The 15,520-nt window shown below is 71.7% G+C and carries 18 protein-coding genes; 7 read left to right on the forward strand and 11 right to left on the reverse strand.

Annotated elements, in window-relative coordinates; all coding sequences use genetic code 11:
- Window positions 1-5 precede the first annotated feature (5 nt).
- On the forward strand, window positions 6-191 hold the full coding sequence (bsaP, locus tag AGRA3207_RS30240) for a biotin synthase auxiliary protein BsaP (RefSeq protein WP_231330537.1): 186 nt from the start codon (window positions 6-8) through the stop codon (window positions 189-191).
- Between the two features lie 33 nt (window positions 192-224).
- On the opposite strand, the gene AGRA3207_RS30245 is transcribed toward bsaP, so the two are convergent.
- Window positions 225-1,022 (reverse strand): hypothetical protein, encoded by a 798-nt coding sequence (locus tag AGRA3207_RS30245; RefSeq protein WP_231330538.1) that lies wholly within the window; start codon window positions 1,020-1,022, stop codon window positions 225-227.
- Window positions 1,023-1,134: 112 nt separating this feature from the next.
- Here AGRA3207_RS30245 and bioD point away from each other — a divergent pair, with 112 nt between their 5' ends.
- Window positions 1,135-1,863 (forward strand): dethiobiotin synthase, encoded by a 729-nt coding sequence (gene bioD, locus AGRA3207_RS30250; protein WP_231330539.1) that lies wholly within the window; start codon window positions 1,135-1,137, stop codon window positions 1,861-1,863.
- On the forward strand, window positions 1,860-2,855 hold the full coding sequence (bioB, locus tag AGRA3207_RS30255; RefSeq protein WP_231330540.1) for a biotin synthase BioB: 996 nt from the start codon (window positions 1,860-1,862) through the stop codon (window positions 2,853-2,855). The genes bioD and bioB overlap by 4 nt, the downstream gene beginning before the upstream one ends.
- Before the next feature lie 79 nt (window positions 2,856-2,934).
- Here bioB and AGRA3207_RS30260 read toward each other — a convergent pair whose 3' ends face one another.
- The 3 genes from AGRA3207_RS30260 to AGRA3207_RS30270 all read right to left on the reverse strand — a co-directional run bounded on the left by AGRA3207_RS30260 (window position 2,935) and on the right by AGRA3207_RS30270 (window position 5,720).
- On the reverse strand, window positions 2,935-3,600 hold the full coding sequence (locus AGRA3207_RS30260) for a Uma2 family endonuclease (protein WP_231330541.1): 666 nt from the start codon (window positions 3,598-3,600) through the stop codon (window positions 2,935-2,937).
- Window positions 3,601-3,706: 106 nt separating this feature from the next.
- Complete coding sequence (locus tag AGRA3207_RS30265) at window positions 3,707-4,510, reverse strand: GntR family transcriptional regulator (RefSeq protein WP_420830804.1); 804 nt, start codon at window positions 4,508-4,510, stop codon at window positions 3,707-3,709.
- 37 nt (window positions 4,511-4,547) lie between these two features.
- On the reverse strand, window positions 4,548-5,720 hold the full coding sequence (locus tag AGRA3207_RS30270) for an 8-amino-7-oxononanoate synthase (protein WP_231330542.1): 1,173 nt from the start codon (window positions 5,718-5,720) through the stop codon (window positions 4,548-4,550).
- A 74-nt stretch (window positions 5,721-5,794) separates the two neighbouring features.
- On the opposite strand from AGRA3207_RS30270, the gene AGRA3207_RS30275 reads away from it, so the two are divergent.
- Window positions 5,795-7,465, forward strand: a complete 1,671-nt coding sequence (locus AGRA3207_RS30275; protein WP_231330543.1) for a sensor histidine kinase — start codon at window positions 5,795-5,797, stop codon at window positions 7,463-7,465.
- Between the two features lie 242 nt (window positions 7,466-7,707).
- Here the strand turns inward: AGRA3207_RS30275 and AGRA3207_RS30280 are convergent, their stop codons facing one another.
- Complete coding sequence (locus AGRA3207_RS30280) at window positions 7,708-7,974, reverse strand: WhiB family transcriptional regulator (RefSeq protein WP_231330544.1); 267 nt, start codon at window positions 7,972-7,974, stop codon at window positions 7,708-7,710.
- Window positions 7,975-8,265: 291 nt separating this feature from the next.
- Window positions 8,266-9,207 carry a diacylglycerol/lipid kinase family protein gene (locus tag AGRA3207_RS30285; protein ID WP_231330545.1) on the reverse strand — a complete coding sequence of 314 codons (942 nt, stop codon included), beginning with the start codon at window positions 9,205-9,207 and terminating at the stop codon, window positions 8,266-8,268.
- A gap of 88 nt (window positions 9,208-9,295) precedes the next feature.
- Here AGRA3207_RS30285 and AGRA3207_RS30290 point away from each other — a divergent pair, with 88 nt between their 5' ends.
- The gene (locus tag AGRA3207_RS30290; protein ID WP_231330546.1) at window positions 9,296-9,769 is read left to right on the forward strand and encodes a hypothetical protein; all 474 of its coding nucleotides are present in this window, start codon (window positions 9,296-9,298) and stop codon (window positions 9,767-9,769) included.
- Here the strand turns inward: AGRA3207_RS30290 and AGRA3207_RS30295 are convergent, their stop codons facing one another.
- Together AGRA3207_RS30295 and AGRA3207_RS30300 are read right to left on the reverse strand one after the other, a co-directional pair.
- Entirely contained in the window at window positions 9,770-10,582 is an 813-nt protein-coding gene (locus AGRA3207_RS30295; RefSeq protein ID WP_231330547.1) for an RNA polymerase sigma factor SigF, read from the reverse strand.
- Window positions 10,579-11,007: an ATP-binding protein gene (locus tag AGRA3207_RS30300; RefSeq protein ID WP_231330548.1), complete on the reverse strand. Its 429-nt coding sequence runs from the start codon at window positions 11,005-11,007 to the stop codon at window positions 10,579-10,581. The genes AGRA3207_RS30295 and AGRA3207_RS30300 overlap by 4 nt, the downstream gene beginning before the upstream one ends.
- Before the next feature lie 812 nt (window positions 11,008-11,819).
- Here AGRA3207_RS30300 and AGRA3207_RS30305 point away from each other — a divergent pair.
- Complete coding sequence (locus AGRA3207_RS30305; RefSeq protein WP_231330549.1) at window positions 11,820-12,290, forward strand: GNAT family N-acetyltransferase; 471 nt, start codon at window positions 11,820-11,822, stop codon at window positions 12,288-12,290.
- Window positions 12,291-12,303: 13 nt separating this feature from the next.
- On the opposite strand, the gene AGRA3207_RS30310 is transcribed toward AGRA3207_RS30305, so the two are convergent.
- Entirely contained in the window at window positions 12,304-13,725 is a 1,422-nt protein-coding gene (locus tag AGRA3207_RS30310; protein ID WP_231330550.1) for a M1 family metallopeptidase, read from the reverse strand.
- Between the two features lie 131 nt (window positions 13,726-13,856).
- Window positions 13,857-14,258 (reverse strand): superoxide dismutase, Ni, encoded by a 402-nt coding sequence (gene sodN / locus AGRA3207_RS30315; RefSeq protein ID WP_231330551.1) that lies wholly within the window; start codon window positions 14,256-14,258, stop codon window positions 13,857-13,859.
- A gap of 193 nt (window positions 14,259-14,451) precedes the next feature.
- Here sodN and AGRA3207_RS30320 point away from each other — a divergent pair, with 193 nt between their 5' ends.
- Window positions 14,452-14,931, forward strand: coding sequence for a S24 family peptidase (locus AGRA3207_RS30320; RefSeq protein WP_231330552.1), 480 nt, complete (start codon window positions 14,452-14,454; stop codon window positions 14,929-14,931).
- Here the strand turns inward: AGRA3207_RS30320 and AGRA3207_RS30325 are convergent.
- Window positions 14,823-15,395, reverse strand: coding sequence for a CGNR zinc finger domain-containing protein (locus AGRA3207_RS30325; protein WP_231330553.1), 573 nt, complete (start codon window positions 15,393-15,395; stop codon window positions 14,823-14,825). The two genes, AGRA3207_RS30320 and AGRA3207_RS30325, sit on opposite strands and share 109 nt — an antisense overlap.
- Window positions 15,396-15,520: the final 125 nt, after the last annotated feature.

The following is a 15,520-nucleotide window of genomic DNA, read 5'->3' on the forward strand; positions in this document are numbered from 1 at the left end:
CCGCCGTGGACACCTACTGCGACCGGTGCGGCGGCCCCGCACGCGACGGCGACCACGACGCGTGCCGCGCCGCCCGGCTGATGGAACCGCCGAGGTACTGCCCGCGGTGCCGCCGCCGCCTGGTCGTCCAGGTCACGCCCCTGGGCTGGACGGCCCGCTGCTCCGCTCACGGAGCGCTCGGGCCGTCCTGAACGCGGGACCGGCGGCCGGGCGGCGGCGGGCCGTCAGGCGATGTCGCGGCAGGTGGACTCTCCGGGGAGCAGCGGCCGGAGGCGGACGGAGTAGGTCTTGCCCTGGCTGCGCCACGCGATGCCGGGACGGGTGTCGGGGACCTTCGCCGCGGGGGCCAGGGTGCAGATGCCGCCGGCGGACTGCTCGCCCTTCCCGAGCGGGGACAGGGGCCAGCTCTTGACCGTCCCGTCGGCGCCCTCGCCCGCGAGGATCGCGACCCGCGCGGGCGAGTAGGAGCGGCGCGGGGCGGCGAGGTCGGCGGCGGGCCAGCCGCGCGGGTCCAGCCGCTCGCGGAACCTGACCGCGGGGTCGGACTGCGACTCCGGCTGGATGATCTTCGTGGTGGCGTCGCCGAAGGTGAACTCCAGGGTGATCGCGTCGGCGACCTGACCGGAGCCGGTCGTGTGGGAGCGTCCGAGACCGGCCGCGCGCGCCTCGTCCAGGAGACGCCGGAGCGCCGCCGGTTTCAGGCGGTACTCCACGGGGTCGCCCCCGGACGCGACCACGGCGCGGCCCGTCGAGTAGAGGGAGAAGTCAGGCAGGGATCCCGGGCCGCCCTTGCCGACGAATCCTCCGGTCTCGCGCCATCGCAGCACGAGGTGTTCACCGGCGGGGTCCTTGTCGGCGGGGGGCGCGGTCGAGGGCGCGGCCGAGGACGGCGGCGCGGAAGCGGTGGGAGACGCGAGCGAATGCGGGGGCTTGGTGACGCGGGAGTCCCCGTCGCAGGCGGTGAGGGCGCTCGTGCAGGCGAGCGCCACGACCCAGCTGAGACGTGCGTACGGACCGGCCATGCGCCCTTGGACGCGCGGGACGCCCGGCCGGTTCCCCGCGACAAGATCCGGCGCCGAAGACTGTGGGATCCGGTACCCGACGCCGCCGCTCCCGCGCGCTAGTGTGCGGCTCGTGAGCGTGCTCGTGATTACCGGGACCTGCACGGGGGTCGGCAAGACCGTCGTGACCGCCGCGCTGGCCGCGGTGACCGCCGCGCGCGGCGCGCCGGTCACCGTCGTCAAACCGGGCCAGAGCGGGGTGGGGGACGGGGAGCCCGGCGACCTCGACGACGTCGCGCGGCTCGCCGGGATCGGCGACGTCCACGAGTTCGCGCGGTTCCCCGACCCGCTGTCGCCCGCCGCCGCGGCCCGCCGCGCGGGGCTCCCGCCTGTCCGGCTGCCGGACGTGGCGAAACGCGTCCGGGAGCTGTCCGCGGGCAACAGGCTGGTGCTGGTGGAGGGGGCGGGCGGGCTGCTCGTCCGCTACGACGAGGAGGGGACCACGATCGCGGACCTGGCGCGCTGGCTCGGCGCCGCCGTCGTCGTGGTGACGCGGCCGGGACTCGGGACCCTCAACCACACCGCGCTCACCCTGGAGGCGATGGCGCACCGCGGCGTCCAGCTCGCGGGCGTCGTGATCGGCGCGTGGCCGGACGAGCCCGACCTCGCCATGCGCAGCAACGTCCGCGACCTGGAGACGATCGCCGCCCGGCCGCTGGCGGGCGTGCTGCCGGAGGGCGCGGGCGCCCTCGGCCCGGCCGAGTTCCTCGCCGCCGCGCGGCGGGGCCTCGCCCCGGCGTTCGGCGGCGGATTCGACCCTGCTACCTTCCGGGATTCGGTGCTGGAGAAGGGGGACACGTGACCGACATCCTCGATGTGGCGCGGCGGCAGGTGCTGGACGAGGGCCGGGGGCTGGCGGCGGACCAGGTGCTGGAGTGCCTGACCCTGCCCGACGACCGGCTGGAGGACCTCCTCGCCCTCGCGCATGAGGTCCGCGTCCGGTGGTGCGGCCCGGAGGTCGAGGTCGAGGGCATCGTGTCGCTCAAGACCGGCGGTTGCCCGGAGGACTGCCACTTCTGCTCGCAGTCGGGCAAGTTCGAGTCCCCCGTCCGCTCGGTGTGGCTGAACATCCCCGAGCTGGTCGAGGCCGCGAAGGAGACCGCGCGGACGGGCGCGACCGAATTCTGCATCGTCGCGGCCGTCCGGGGCCCGGACGAGCGGCTGATGGCGCAGGTCCGCGACGGCGTCAAGGCGATCAACGACGCGGTCGAGATCAACATCGCGTGCTCGCTCGGCATGCTCACCCAGGCGCAGGTGGACGAGCTCGCCGCGATGGGCGTCCACCGCTACAACCACAACCTGGAGACGGCCCGCTCGCACTTCCCGAACGTGGTGACGACCCACTCGTGGGAGGAGCGCTGGGACACCCTCCGCATGGTCAAGGGAGCCGGGATGGAGGTGTGCTGCGGCGGCATCGTCGGCATGGGCGAGACCGTCGCGCAGCGCGCCGAGTTCGCGGCGCAGCTCGCCGAGCTGGACCCCGACGAGGTCCCGCTGAACTTCCTCGCACCCCGCCCGGGCACCCCTTTCGCCGACTTCCCGCTGGTGGAGGGCACCGAGGCGCTCCGCACGATCGCCGCGTTCCGGCTGGCCCTGCCCCGGACCATCCTGCGGTACGCGGGCGGCCGGGAGCTGACCCTCGGCGACCTCGGCACCCGCGAGGGCATGCTCGGCGGCATCAACGCGATCATCGTCGGCAACTACCTGACCACGCTCGGCCGCCCCGCCGAGAAGGACCTGGACCTCCTCACCGAGCTCCAGATGCCGATCAAAGCCCTTTCCAAGACCCTGTGACCCCGCCCAAGAGCCTGTGACCCGCCTCCCGCCGTGATCCCCCGGACGGGAGCGCACGGCGGGAGCCGGAGCCGGTGTCTCAGTCCTGCCAGGGCGTCCACTCGGAGGTGTCGATGTCCAAGTCGAACGGATCGGGGAGCCGGTCGGTGTCCCCGAACGGCCACGACTCCTCATGCAGATAGGCGGCCGAGCCCCGGTCCGGGATGGAGTACAGGGTCGACTTCATGATCTTGGGGGAGCGGTCGACCAGCAGGTAGTAGGGGATCTCGGCCACCGCGTAGCGGTTCCACTTGCTGCTCTCGGGCTGTTTCCTCGTGCTCTTCGCGGGACGCCGGTCGTTCTCGGCGGTGCTGGACGAGGTGACCGCGACGACGAGTTCGACCTGGTCGGGGACCAGCGTCTTCACACGTGATCGCCGGGCGGCGAGGTACACGTCGCGGTCAAGGACCACCAGGTCCGGGCTGAACCCCTCGCCGATGCCCACGAGCGAGAGTCCGGTCCCTTGGTCGGCACGCCACGGGAATCCTTCTCGTCCGGCGCGGGCTTGGGCCAGGGCATAGGAGATGTCGCCGACGACGGCGTTGTGCTCCAGCGCGGGGGGCGGTGACACGACGACTGATCCTCCGATGACTTCGACCCGGGAGCTTTCGGGCGCGTGGACGAAGTCGTCGAGTTCGCCGCGGGCCCACATGTCGTAGGCCGTGTCCGGCAACAGCATGGGCCCGGTGTGATCGACAACCGTCACTTTCGGTGACTCCTTCCTCGCGATCTGCTCCGGTCATCGTGGGGAACGTGTGTTCGGAGCGTAGTCGGATCGCGGAATTCGCGTCACCGAACGTGGCACCCGGGGGTCACCTGCGGAGGCGGGTGATGAACTTGTAGCGGTCGCCGCGGTAGAGGGACTGGGCCCACTCCACCGGCTGGCCCGTGGTGTCGAAGGCGTGACGGGAGAGCAGCAGCATGGGGAGGCCGACGTCCACGCCGAGGAGCTGCGCGTCGTGCGGGGTGGCGAGGACGGTCTCGATCGTCTCCTCGGCCTCGGTCAGGTGGACGTCGTAGGCGGTGGCGAGCGTCTCGTACAGGGAGTGATGGCGGGGCAGCTCGCGGCGCAGGCCGGGGAAGCGGCGTGCCGGCAGGTGGGAGGTGTCGACGGACATCGGCTCGCCGTCGGCGAGGCGCAGCCGGTGGATGCGCAGGACCCGTCCCCCGGGGCGGATGCGGAGCAGGGTGGCGAGACGCTCGTCGGCGCTGACGTAGCCCGCCTCCAGGATGCGGGTCTCGGGCCGCAGCCCGTGGTGGCGCATGTCCTCGGTGTAGCTGACGAGCTGGAGCTCCTGGGAGACCTTGGGTTTGGCGACGAAGGTGCCCTTGCCCTGGATCCGCTGGAGGCGGCCCTCGACGACGAGCTCGGCGAGGGCCTGCCGTACGGTGGTGCGGGACGTCGCGTACTTCTCGGCGAGCGTCCGCTCAGGCGGGAGGGGGCTGCCCGGGGGCAGCGACTGGATCAGCTCCACGAGGAGCTCTTTCAGTTTGTAGTACTTCGGTATGCGCGGCGCCTGGCTCGCGTGGTGCCTGCTGATCTCCCCGAGTGTGGCCCGTTCGAATCCGTGGTCGAATCCGCCCCCGTGCCGGGGCCCGCCCCTGACCTCCGTCACGGCATCTCCTCACGTTCATCATCGGTTTTCCCCGATGTTATGCGTGAAGACTACGGGCGGTAGAGCGTGCGACCTCCGCCAGGGCTGCCGCGAGCCTTGTGAGGTCTGCCTCGTCCACGGTGGCGCGTGCCGTCAGCCGGAGGCAGGCGCGGCCCTTGGGGACCGAGGGGGGCCTGAAGCACCCTACGCGGACGCCGTGTTCAGCGCAGATCTCGGCGGCCCGGAGCGCCGCGTGCGGCTCGCCCAGGAACACCGGGACGACGGCCGCGGCAGGGGTGGCGGTCTCCAGGCCGGAACCGGTCGCGAGGTTTGCCATGCGCCGGGCCCGGTCACGGGCGCGGCGGGGCAGGTCCGGGTCCGATTCGAGGACGTCGAGCGCGGCCAGCGCGGCCCCCGCGGCGGGCGGGTTCAGGCCGGTGTCGAAGATGAACGCGCGGGCGGTGTCGACGAGCGTGTCGATCACCTCGGGGGCGCCGAGGACGGCGCCGCCCTGGGACGCCAGCGACTTCGACAGCGTGAGGGTGCGGACCACGTCCGGCTCCCCGGCCAGGCCCGCGGCGTGCACGGCTCCCCGGCCCCGGTCGCCGACGACGCCGAGGGCGTGCGCCTCGTCGACCACCAGCAGCGCCCCGTGCGCGCGGACGGCGCGGTGCAGCCCGGCGAGGGGAGCGAGGTCGCCGTCCACGGAGAACACCGCGTCGGTGACGACGAGGGCGTGCTCCTCCTCGCGTCCGGCGAGGGCCTCCTCGGCGGCGGCGGCGTCCCCGTGCGGGACGATCACGACGCGGGCCCGCGACAGCCGGCAGGCGTCCACGATCGAGGCGTGGTTGACCTGGTCGGACACCACCAGCGTGCCGGGCCCGGCGAGGGCGGTGACGGCGCCGAGGTTGGCCATGAAGCCGGAGGAGAACACGAGCCCGGTGGGGGCCCCGGCGAACGCGGCGAGCCTGCGGTCCAGCTCGTCGTGCAGCCGCGTCGTGCCGGTGACCAGCCGCGACGCGGCGGAGCCGGTGCCCCACTCGCGGGCGGCGGCGACCGCGCCCGCGACGAGCCGGGGGTCGCCCGCGAGCCCGAGGTAGTCGTTGGAGGCCAGGTCGACCAGGCCGTCGTGGTCGGGGGTGCGCGGCCGCAGGGTGCGGCGCAGCCCCGCGTCGGCGCGGCGCACGGCGGCGTCGCGGAACCTGGCCAGCGGGTCTCCCGTTGCGGTCATTCCGGAATCCTCCCAGTCTGGGATGCCCGGGGGACGGCCGGGGGCCTCCAAAACCCATCGGCGATGATGGTCGGGTGCCTACCTTGACCGATCTCGTCCGCGATCACACCGACCTCACCGAGACGGACGTGGAGTGGCTGCACGCCCTGGTCTCGGACTGGCAGCTCCTCGCGGACCTGTCGTTCGCCGACCTGCTGCTGTGGGTGCCGCTGCGGTCGGCGGACGTGCTGCCCGCCGACGCCGGGACCGGTCCCGCCCGCCGCCAGCCGGTCGTGCTCGACACCGGCGCGGCGGTGCCCGGCTGGGTGGCCATCGCGCAGATGCGGCCGACGACCGGTCCGACCGCCTACCCCGAGGACCTCGTCGGCAGGGTCGTCCGGACGGGACGGCGCGGCCTGATCGACGTGGCCTGGCGGGAGCGCCGCATCGTGCGGGAGGGCGACCCGGAATGGGGGAGCGGCATCCCCGTCCGGGAGGAGTCGATCCCGGTGCGGCGCGGCGCCAAGATCCTCGGCGTGATCCAGCGCAGCACGAACCTCAGCTCCGCGCGCACCCCGAGCCGGCTGGAGCTGACCTACCTGCAGAGCGCCAGCGACCTCGCGAAGATGATCTCCGAGGGGCGGTTCCCGGTGCCGGGCGAGGAGCCGAACCTCGTCCGCTCGCCGCGGGTCGGGGACGGCCTGATGCGCCTGGACCGCTCCGGGCGCGTGAGCTACGCCAGCCCGAACGCGCAGTCGGCCTACCGGCGGCTCGGGTTCCCCGCCGACCTGGTGGGGGAGTCGCTCGGGCAGGTCACCGCGGACCTGTGCGACACCGGCGAGCCGAGGGAGGAGGCGCTGAGCGTCGTCCTCAGCGGCCGGGCGCCCCGCGAGGTGGAGGTGGAGGCGCACGGGTCGGTCATGCAGTTGCGGACGATCCCTCTGGTCGTCGGCGGGACGCGGATCGGCGCGATCGTGCTGTGCCGCGACGTCACCGAGCTGCGCTGGCGCGACCGGGAGCTGATGACCAAGGACGCGACGATCCGGGAGATCCACCACCGGGTGAAGAACAACCTCCAGACGGTCGCGGCGCTGCTGCGCCTCCAGGCGCGCCGCCTCCAGATCCCCGAGGGCCGCGCCGCCCTGGACGAGGCCGTCCGCCGCGTCGGGTCGATCGCGATCGTCCACGAGACCCTCTCCCACACCCCCGACGAGCTGATCGACTTCGACGACATCGCGGACCGCGTGATCATGATGGCGGGCGAGGTGTCGACGCCGGAGACGAAGGTGACGCCGAAGCGGACCGGGAACTTCGGGGTCCTGCCCGCCGAGGTCGCGACGCCCCTGGCGATGGCGCTGACGGAGCTGCTGCAGAACGCGCTGGAGCACGGCCTGGCGAACCGGTTCGGGACGCTTGAGGTGGCGGCGCACCGCTACGGCGACGGCGGCCCGGCGCCGGACCCGGGCGGCGTGCCGGTCCAAGGGGAGTGGCCGGCGCCCGGCGGGCACGGGCCGCAGCAGGGCGCGGAGGGCCCGAGGACGCGGGGCCCCCGCCTGGTGGTCGTCGTCGCCGACGACGGCAAGGGCCTCCCGGCGGACTTCGACGTGGAGAGCAGCGACAGCCTGGGGCTCCAGATCGTCCGGACGCTGATCGTGGGCGAGCTGGGCGGCCACCTGGACTTCAGGCCGCACGAGGGCGGCGGGACGGAGGTGGTGGTGGACGTCCCGGTGGACCCGCACCACCGCCCCGGCCCGCCCCGTCCATAGCGTTCGGCCTAACAGGTCACCGCCCGAGGGGGTCGGCAAGCCCGCAAGAGGGTTCGAACCTTAGCGATCACGAGCCGGAACGTTGTGATCGCGAGCGAAGCCGGATTCAAGCGAAGCAAGAATCCGATCGCGCAGCGAGCCCTCCAGGGCGAGTCGGAGCGATGCAGCGATCACACGCAGTGCCCGTGGAAGGAGGGCCGCCAAGGCCCGACGCCGAGGGCACTGCAATGGATACAGCGCGCCTAGCGCCCGACGCCGAGGGCACTGCCATGAACACTCCGGCGGACCCTGCGCTTGAGGGCGCGGCGCTCGTCCTCGCCCATGCCGCCCCACACGCCCGAGTCCTGGCCGGATTCGAGTGCCCATCGCAAACAGGCGTCGGTGACGTCGCAGCGCTTGCACACCTGCTTGGCCTCTTCGATCTGCAGGATCGCGGGCCCGGTGTTGCCGATGGGGAAGAACAGCTCGGGGTCCACGTCACGGCAGGCTGCGCGGTGGCGCCAGTCCATGCGGTCCACTCCTTCGTCAGGTGGTGGAATCACTCCACGTTTGTGAACGGGTTCACATGTCGCGAACACCTGGAGCGGCGGTGGCCAGGTCCAGGGGTGGTTGTTCGGCGGCACCGGGCATCAGGAGTGACGACGTTGTGACCCCTGGCGGCCGGCGCACTTTGAGCGTGTCAGCCGGTCACGGGCACACGCAAGACCTTTGAGAAAGGATTCTCAAAGTATGGGTGTCGCATGTGTCACATCAGTGGGTCGCCCGTGTTGCTTTGATGTTAACGGAGGCATCGGTCGGCCTCATATGACGATGCGTATCGCCTTCGGGACCGACCGGAACGTGATGTGCTCCTGTTCGCCGAGGTAGTCACCGTCCAACTGGAACGCCACTGGACGTTCCGCGCGGAGCGTGACCTCCGCCACGTCGTGCAGGTTCAGCATGTGACGGCCCTGGACGGGACGGGTCCGGGCGGTCAGCATCCGGGCCAGCGCCTCCACCGTCGGCACCACGCCCAGCGACCGCATCCCGAAGATGTCGAGACCCCGCGAGAAGTTCGCCTTCGGGCTCGGATTCACCGGCAGCGGACCCATGTAAGTCCACGGAGATGTATTGGAGATGAAGGCGAGGAAGAGCCCGGATATCGGCGGCCGCCCGGGCACTTCCAGTGTTACCGCGGGGCGCCGCCGATCGGTGCCGGAGAAGAAATGCCGGACGGCGGTGCGCACATAGAGGGACGGGTCGGCCTTGGCGCCGGCGCCGCGGCGCCGCTCCACCTCCCGCACCACCTCCGCGTCCAGCCCCACCCCGGCGCAGAACGTGAAGTAGCGCTCCGTGCCACCCGGGTGGCAGGCGGTGCCGAGCCCGACCGTCCGGTACCGGCCCGCGCGCAGCGCGTCCAGCACCACCCGGGTCGCGCCGACCGGGTCGCCGGGCAGGCCGAGCGCCCGGGCGAACACGTTCGCGCTGCCGATCGGCAGGACCGCCAGGGCCGGCAGATCGGGCGACGGGCCCTTCTCCAGCAGCCCGTTGACGGCCTCGTTCACGGTCCCGTCCCCGCCGAGCGCGATCACCGCGTCGTACTCCTCCGCCGCCGCCCGCCGCGCGAGCTCGGTGGCGTGGCCACGATGGGAGGTCTCGGCGATGACGAGGTCGAGATCGCCGGAGAAGGCCCGCGCGAGGAGATCGCGGGCCCGCCGGGAGGTGGAGGTCGCCTTGGGGTTGGCGATGAGCATGGCGCGCACGGCGCCAGCGTATCGACCGTTCCCGGGAGCTTCTCCCCACAGCGGGTCCGGACACCGGCCTCCGCCGGCGCCGAGTAGGGTTCTGGACGTGTCGAAGCGTCCCATCACCGTGTACGCCGCCGCCGCCCTCGAAGCCGCGGAGGGCGCCGCGGCCGCCGGATTCGGGGTGTACACCGGCGTGGAGACCGCCGCCGGGACCGCCGCCGACCCCGTCAGCGCCATCGGGGTGACCGTCCTGGCCCTGGTCGGCGGGCTCGCCATGCTGGGCTGCGCCCGGGGGCTCCTGCGTGCGGACCAGTGGAGCCGGGCCCCCACGGTCCTGACGCAGCTGTTCGCGCTGCCGGTCGCGTGGTCGCTGTGGCAGAGCGACCGCCCCGGGATCGCCGTCCCGATGGGCGTCGCCGCCGTCCTCGCGCTGATCGCGGTGCTCAGCCCGCCGAGCACCGCCTGGCTCGTCCACGACCCCGGCGACGACCCCGGCGACGACCCGGCCCGTACGGACCGCGACGAAGGCGGCCGAGACGGCGATGGAGCGGGCACGAGGCCGCGCTCCACCGGCTGATCACTCGTCGGCGGTGAGGCCCTCGCGCAGCTGCGCCAGGGTCCGGGCGAGCAACCGCGACACGTGCATCTGGGAGATGCCGAGCTCGGCCGCGATCTGCGACTGGGTCATGTTGCCGAAGAAGCGCAGCAGAAGGATCTTCTTCTCGCGCGCGGGGAGCTTCTCCAGCAGCGGCTTGAGGGACTCGCGGTACTCCACGCCCTCCAGCGACTCGTCCACCATCCCGAGCGAGTCGGCGACCGCGGGGGCGTCCTCGTCACCGGAGTCCGGCGCGTCCAGGGAGACCGTGGAGTAGGCGTTCGCCGACTCCAGGCCCTCCAGCACCTCCTCCTCGCTCATCTGAAGGTGGGCGGCCAGCTCGCTGACGGTCGGGGCGCGCCCCTCCCGCTGGGCCAGGTCGCTGATCGCCTTCGTCAGCGACAGCTTCAGCTCCTGCAGCCGGCGCGGCACCCGCACCGCCCAGCCCTTGTCGCGGAAATGCCGCTTGATCTCGCCCACGATGGTGGGCGTCGCGTAGGTGGAGAACTCCACCCCGCGCCCCAGATCGAACCGGTCGATCGACTTGATCAGCCCGATCGTCGCCACCTGGATCAGGTCGTCCAGCCACTCGCCGCGATTGCGGAAGCGGCGAGCGAGGTACTCCACCAGGGGCAGGTGCAGCTCCACGAGCTGGTCGCGGATGCGCTGGCGCTCCGGGTCGCCCTCGGGCAGCTCGGCGAGGCGCTCGAACAGCCCACGGGCCCTCGCGCGGTCCGGTACCGCGCTCTCGGACCGCTCGTTGCCGGCGCCGGCGATGGTCGTCTTCTCCGTCACGGGGCCCCCGCCGCACCGCGCCGCTTCTGCAGCGTCACGGTGACCCGGTCATCGGAACCCACCTGGGCGTCGACCTCGCCCGCCAGCGACGACAGGACCGTCCAGGCGAACGTGTCGCGGCTGGGCTCCTGGCCGTCCACGGTCAGCACCGCCACGGAGATGCGCATCGCATCCCCGGTCAGCTCGAACTCGCAGGTCAGGTCGGTTCCGGGGACGGCCTGGGCGAGCAGCATCGCGCACGCCTCATCGACCGCGATGCGCAGATCCTCGATCTCGTCGAGCGTGAAGTCCAGCCTGGCCGCCAGACCCGCGGTGGCGGTCCGCAGGACGGACAGGTAGGCGCTCGCGGCGGGCAACCTCACGGTCACCACGTCGCGGACGGACAACTGTGTACTGGCCGGCATTGCAGCGGTTTCCTCGGTCACGTCACTCCCTCGCAGGATGGTCCTGCTGCTTCCGAAACTACCGCCTACTGGGCCTGCTTCGAGACTCCGGCACGCTGTGTTTGTTTGCGTTGCCCTTGGCGTCGGGCCTTGGGGGCCCTCCTTCGGCGGGCAGCGCGGCGATCGCTGCATCGCTTCGGCTCGCCTTGGGGCTCGCTTCGCGATCAGGCCCTCGCTTCGCTCGTGCCTGGCTTCGCACGCGATCGCGGCGTCCTGGTGGGGGTTTGCCTTAAGTCGGGCCTGGGGCCCTCCTTCGGCGGGCAACGCGCGATCGCTGCATCGCTCCGGCTCGCCTTGGGGCTCGCTTCGCGATCAGGCCCTCGCTTCGCTCGTGCCTGGCTCCGCACGCGATCGCGGCGTCCTGGTGGGGGTTTGCCTTAAGTCGGGCCTTGGGGGCCCTCCTTCGGCGGCTGTGGTCCGGGGGGACGTGACGGTTGTGGTTCGTGCTGTGTTTGGGGTGGATGTACCGTTTGTCGCGCTCCTGGGTAACGGTTCGGGGCTGGGGGGTGGCCTTGTCTGGCTATTTGGTGGTCTTCTGTGATGTCTACGGCTTGGATCGAATAGAAGGACCAAGCGCTGAGAACTACCGTATTGTCACGGTCTACCGGAGCCGGATCGTAGACGATCCGGTGATGGCGACCTGTCCGATCCCCTAGACCGGCGGCCCATGTCCGTACCGTCCACGGCGGTGCCGCTCCCCGCGCGCCCCCGGGCCCACCTCCCGCCCGGGGGCGCCTCATTTGCACGGAGAGGCCCGTGCGTCCCACCTGCCACGCTCGCATAGCCTGGCGTGTGTGATCCGACCTGCTGCGCCTGACGACGTCCCCGCGATCATGCGGCTGATCCGTGATCTTGCGGAGTACGAGCGCTCCCTGCACGAGGTGAAGGCCACCGAGGGGCAGCTGCGCGCGAGCCTGTTCGGCGACGACCCCAAGGTCTTCGCGCATGTCGCGGAGCACGACGGCGCGGTCGTGGGGTTCGCGTTGTGGTTCCTCAGCTTCTCGACGTGGGAGGGCGTCCACGGCATCTATCTGGAGGACCTCTACGTGGATCCGGCGGTCCGCGGCCATGGGTACGGCAAGGCGCTGCTCACCGGGCTGGCGCGTGTCGCCGAGCGGCGTGGGTACGCGCGCGTCGAGTGGGCGGTGCTGAACTGGAACGCGCCCGCCATCGGATTCTACGAGGCGATCGGCGCCCGTCCCCAGGACGACTGGACCGTCTACCGGCTCACCGGCGACGCCCTCACCGCGGCCGCCCGCGCCTGACGGGCCGCGTCCGTCACCACGTCGCGGGCTTCTCCTTGGTGTAGAGCCAGGCGTTGAACAGCCCGTCGAGCTGCTGGTGCGAAATGCGCTCCGCGAGCGCGACGAACTGCTCCGTCGTGACGTTGCCGTCGCGGTTCGCCCGCGTCCACACCTTGATCAGCGCGAAGAACGCCTTGTCGCCGATGCGCTCGCGCAGGGCGTGCAGGGTCAGGCCGCCGCGCCAGTACGGGGTGATCGTGAACAGCTCGTCCGTGCCGGGATCGCCGGTCCGCCGTTTGATCCACAGTTCGTCGTAGTACGGCCAGTTGTCGCCCTTGCCGTAGAGGTTGTCGAACGTCTGCTTCACGGTCGGGCCGCCGTGCTGCTCGTCCCAGAGCCATTCGGCGTAGGTCGCGAAGCCCTCGTTCAGCCAGACGTCCTTCCAGCGGCTCAGGCTGACGCTGTTGCCGAACCACTGGTGCGCCAGCTCGTGCACGATCGTCGCCGTGTCGGGTTTGTAGCCGTAGATCGGGCGGCTCTGCGTTTCCAGCGAGAACGCCACGTCCACGCCGACGCGGATGCCGCCTGTGGACGCGAACGGGTACCTGCCGAAGACCTTCTCCTCCCAGTCGATCGCCTGGATCGTTCCCTCGTGGATGCCCTTCAGCTCGTCCGCGCGGTTCGGGGCCACGGCGGTGACGACCGGGATGCCGCTTTCCGTCTCGCCCTTCTGCACGGTGAACTTCCCGATGGCCAGCATCGCGAGGTAGCTCGCCATGGGGGAGCGTTCCTTCCAGACGAACGTGGACTTGCCGCCCCGGGTCCACTCGCCGCCCGGCACGCCGTTGGACAGCACCTGGGTGCCCTCCGGGACCGTGACACGGTAGGTGTAGGTGGCCTTGTCGGTCGGGTGGTCGTTGCTCGGGAACCAGGTGGACGCGCCGTCGGGCTCGCAGACCACGTACGCGCCGTCCGGGGTCCTGATCCACCCGAACGTGCCGAGGTCGGGCCGCTCTGCGGGCTTCGGGGTGCCCGCGTAGGCGACGGTCACGGTGAAGGTTTTGCCCTTGCGCAGGCCGCGCCGCGGCGTGACGATCAGCTCCTGGCCCGCGCGGGTGAATGCGGCGGCCCTGCCGTCCACCTCGACGCCGGTGACGGTGAGCTGCTTGAGGTCGAGGTCGAAGCGCGACAGGTCCTGCGTCGCGCGGGCCTTGATGCGGGCGGTGGCGACCAGCGCGTTCGACGCCGGGTCGTAGTCGAGGGCGAGGTCGTAGTGGCCGACGTCGTAGCCGCCGTTGCCCTCCTCGGGGAAGTACGGGTCGCCGACGCCGGGCGCGCCGGGGGTGAAACGGTCCTGCACGCCGGCGGTGTCGGCGGTGGCGGAGGGCGCCGGGGCGACCAGGCACGCGAGGGTGAGCGTGACCGCGGCCATCGTGGGCTTGATCCGTGTGGTCATGGATCATCCTCTCTCTGGATGTGCCGCATAGAAGACCATGCATGTCGTGAGATGTCAGTAGACCTAGACCCAAATACGCCGCGGGGGCCGTCCGGAAATCCGGACGACCCCCGCGGTCTGCGCGGCCCGCGTCACGCCTGCTTGGTCTCCCAGAAGATCTTGTCGATCTCGGCGATCTTGCCCAGCAGCTCCTCGGCGACCTTGACGTCCAGGCTGCCCTTGGTACCGGACGCCCCGGCGAGCTTGGTGGCCTCGTTGAACAGCTGGTGCAGCTGCGGGTACTTCTCGAAGTGCGGCGGCTTGAAGTAGTCCGTCCACAGCACCCACAGGTGCTCCTTGACCAGCTGGGAGCGCTGCTCCTTGATCAGGATCGCCCGCGCGCGGAACTCGGGGTCCTCATTGGCCGCGTACTTCTCGGCGATGGCCTTGACCGACTCGGCCTCGATCCGGGCCTGCGCCGGGTCGTAGACACCGCACGGCAGGTCGCAGTGCGCGGAGACCGTGGTCTTCGGACGCAGAAGCTTGAGCAACACCTGCGATTCCCTTCCCTCGTTTCGGATCATGCTCAGGTCACCGACATTACCCTTGTGCCCTTAAGCCCGTCCGGGCAGGGCGCTCGGTATTTCGGCCTAAGACCCGGGCTGCCGCGCGACCCGGAACCCTCCTGAGGGTAATGGCCGTGAGGCCCCGGAGTATGCGACGCGGACGTAGCGGAAAGGGGAGGCCATGGAAGCGGCCCGGCCACGCCGCCCGGCACTCGCCGGCCTGGTGCTGGCCGTGCTGGGGGGCGCGCTGTTCGCGCTGGTCAGGGCACGCGGCCGGGTCATGACGGTCGCGGTCTCGGGCGACTCGATGCTGCCCGTGCTGCGTCCCGGCGACTGGCTCGTCGTGCGCGTCGGAGGACGGGTCGCCCCGGGCGACGTCGTCGTCGCCCGTCATCCGGGCCGTCCGGAGCTGCTCATCGTCAAGCGGGCGGCGCGCCGCGCGGGCGTCGGCTGGTGGCTGGAGAGCGACAACCAGGGCGCCCGGGGGCGCCGCGACAGCTGGGACTTCGGTGCCGTTCCTGACGCGCTCGTCGTGGGACGGGCCGCCGCCCGCTACTGGCCGCTCCGCCGCGCCGGCCGCCTGGGGACCGACACGCGCGGCGCGCTCGGGTGGCACGCGGCGGTCACGCTCGGACGGCCCGCGCACAGGTCCGAGCAGTAGCGGCGCGATCCCTTGGCGGTCGTGTCGAAGTAGACCCGGCCGCAGTCCTCGGCGCGGCAGACGCCGAGCCGGTCGATCCCCTGGGAGCCGATCTTCGCGGCGAGGCCCATCGCGGTGCGGGCCGCGACGCGGTCGGGGATCGAGCCGCCCTCGTTGAAGTGCAGATGCCAGTCCTGCCCGTCGTGGCGGGTCATCTGCGGATGGACGGGATGCTGGATGAGCAGGATGTTGAGGCGCTCGATGGCGTCCTCCGCGTCCCCGCGCGCGGCGGAGACGAAGATCGCGCGCAGTTCGGCGCGCAGGTCGCGCATGGCGTCCAGATCGCGGTGCGCCGTCCGTCCCCCGAGATGCGGGCGGTGCAGCAGCAGGGCCTGCAGCCCTTCGAGATCGCGCAGCGGGTCGTGGCTGGGATGCTGCGTGTTCACGAGATCGACCGCCAGGTCCGCGTAAGAGGCGAGGTCCACATTCGCTCCCGACAGAGTCCGGCCCGATCGGCGAATCGTCAGGGTCATTCCCCCGACACGAGAATTACACCGTCTTTGGGTCACTGGCCAGTCCGGTGTCCGAATTGCTCGGAGTCTCAGGCAGG

Source organism: Actinomadura graeca (assembly GCF_019175365.1).
Classification (GTDB): Bacteria; Actinomycetota; Actinomycetes; order Streptosporangiales; family Streptosporangiaceae; genus Spirillospora; species Spirillospora graeca.

Coding starts and splice junctions, on each gene's coding strand:
- AGRA3207_RS30245 (WP_231330538.1), bottom strand. CDS start 1,022: ATGGCCGGTCCGTACGCACGTCTCAGCTGGGTCGTGGCGCTCGCCTGC.
- AGRA3207_RS30270 (WP_231330542.1), bottom strand. CDS start 5,720: ATGACCGCAACGGGAGACCCGCTGGCCAGGTTCCGCGACGCCGCCGTG.
- AGRA3207_RS30280 (WP_231330544.1), bottom strand. CDS start 7,974: ATGGACTGGCGCCACCGCGCAGCCTGCCGTGACGTGGACCCCGAGCTG.
- AGRA3207_RS30310 (WP_231330550.1), bottom strand. CDS start 13,725: ATGACCACACGGATCAAGCCCACGATGGCCGCGGTCACGCTCACCCTC.
- AGRA3207_RS30320 (WP_231330552.1), top strand. CDS start 14,452: ATGGAAGCGGCCCGGCCACGCCGCCCGGCACTCGCCGGCCTGGTGCTG.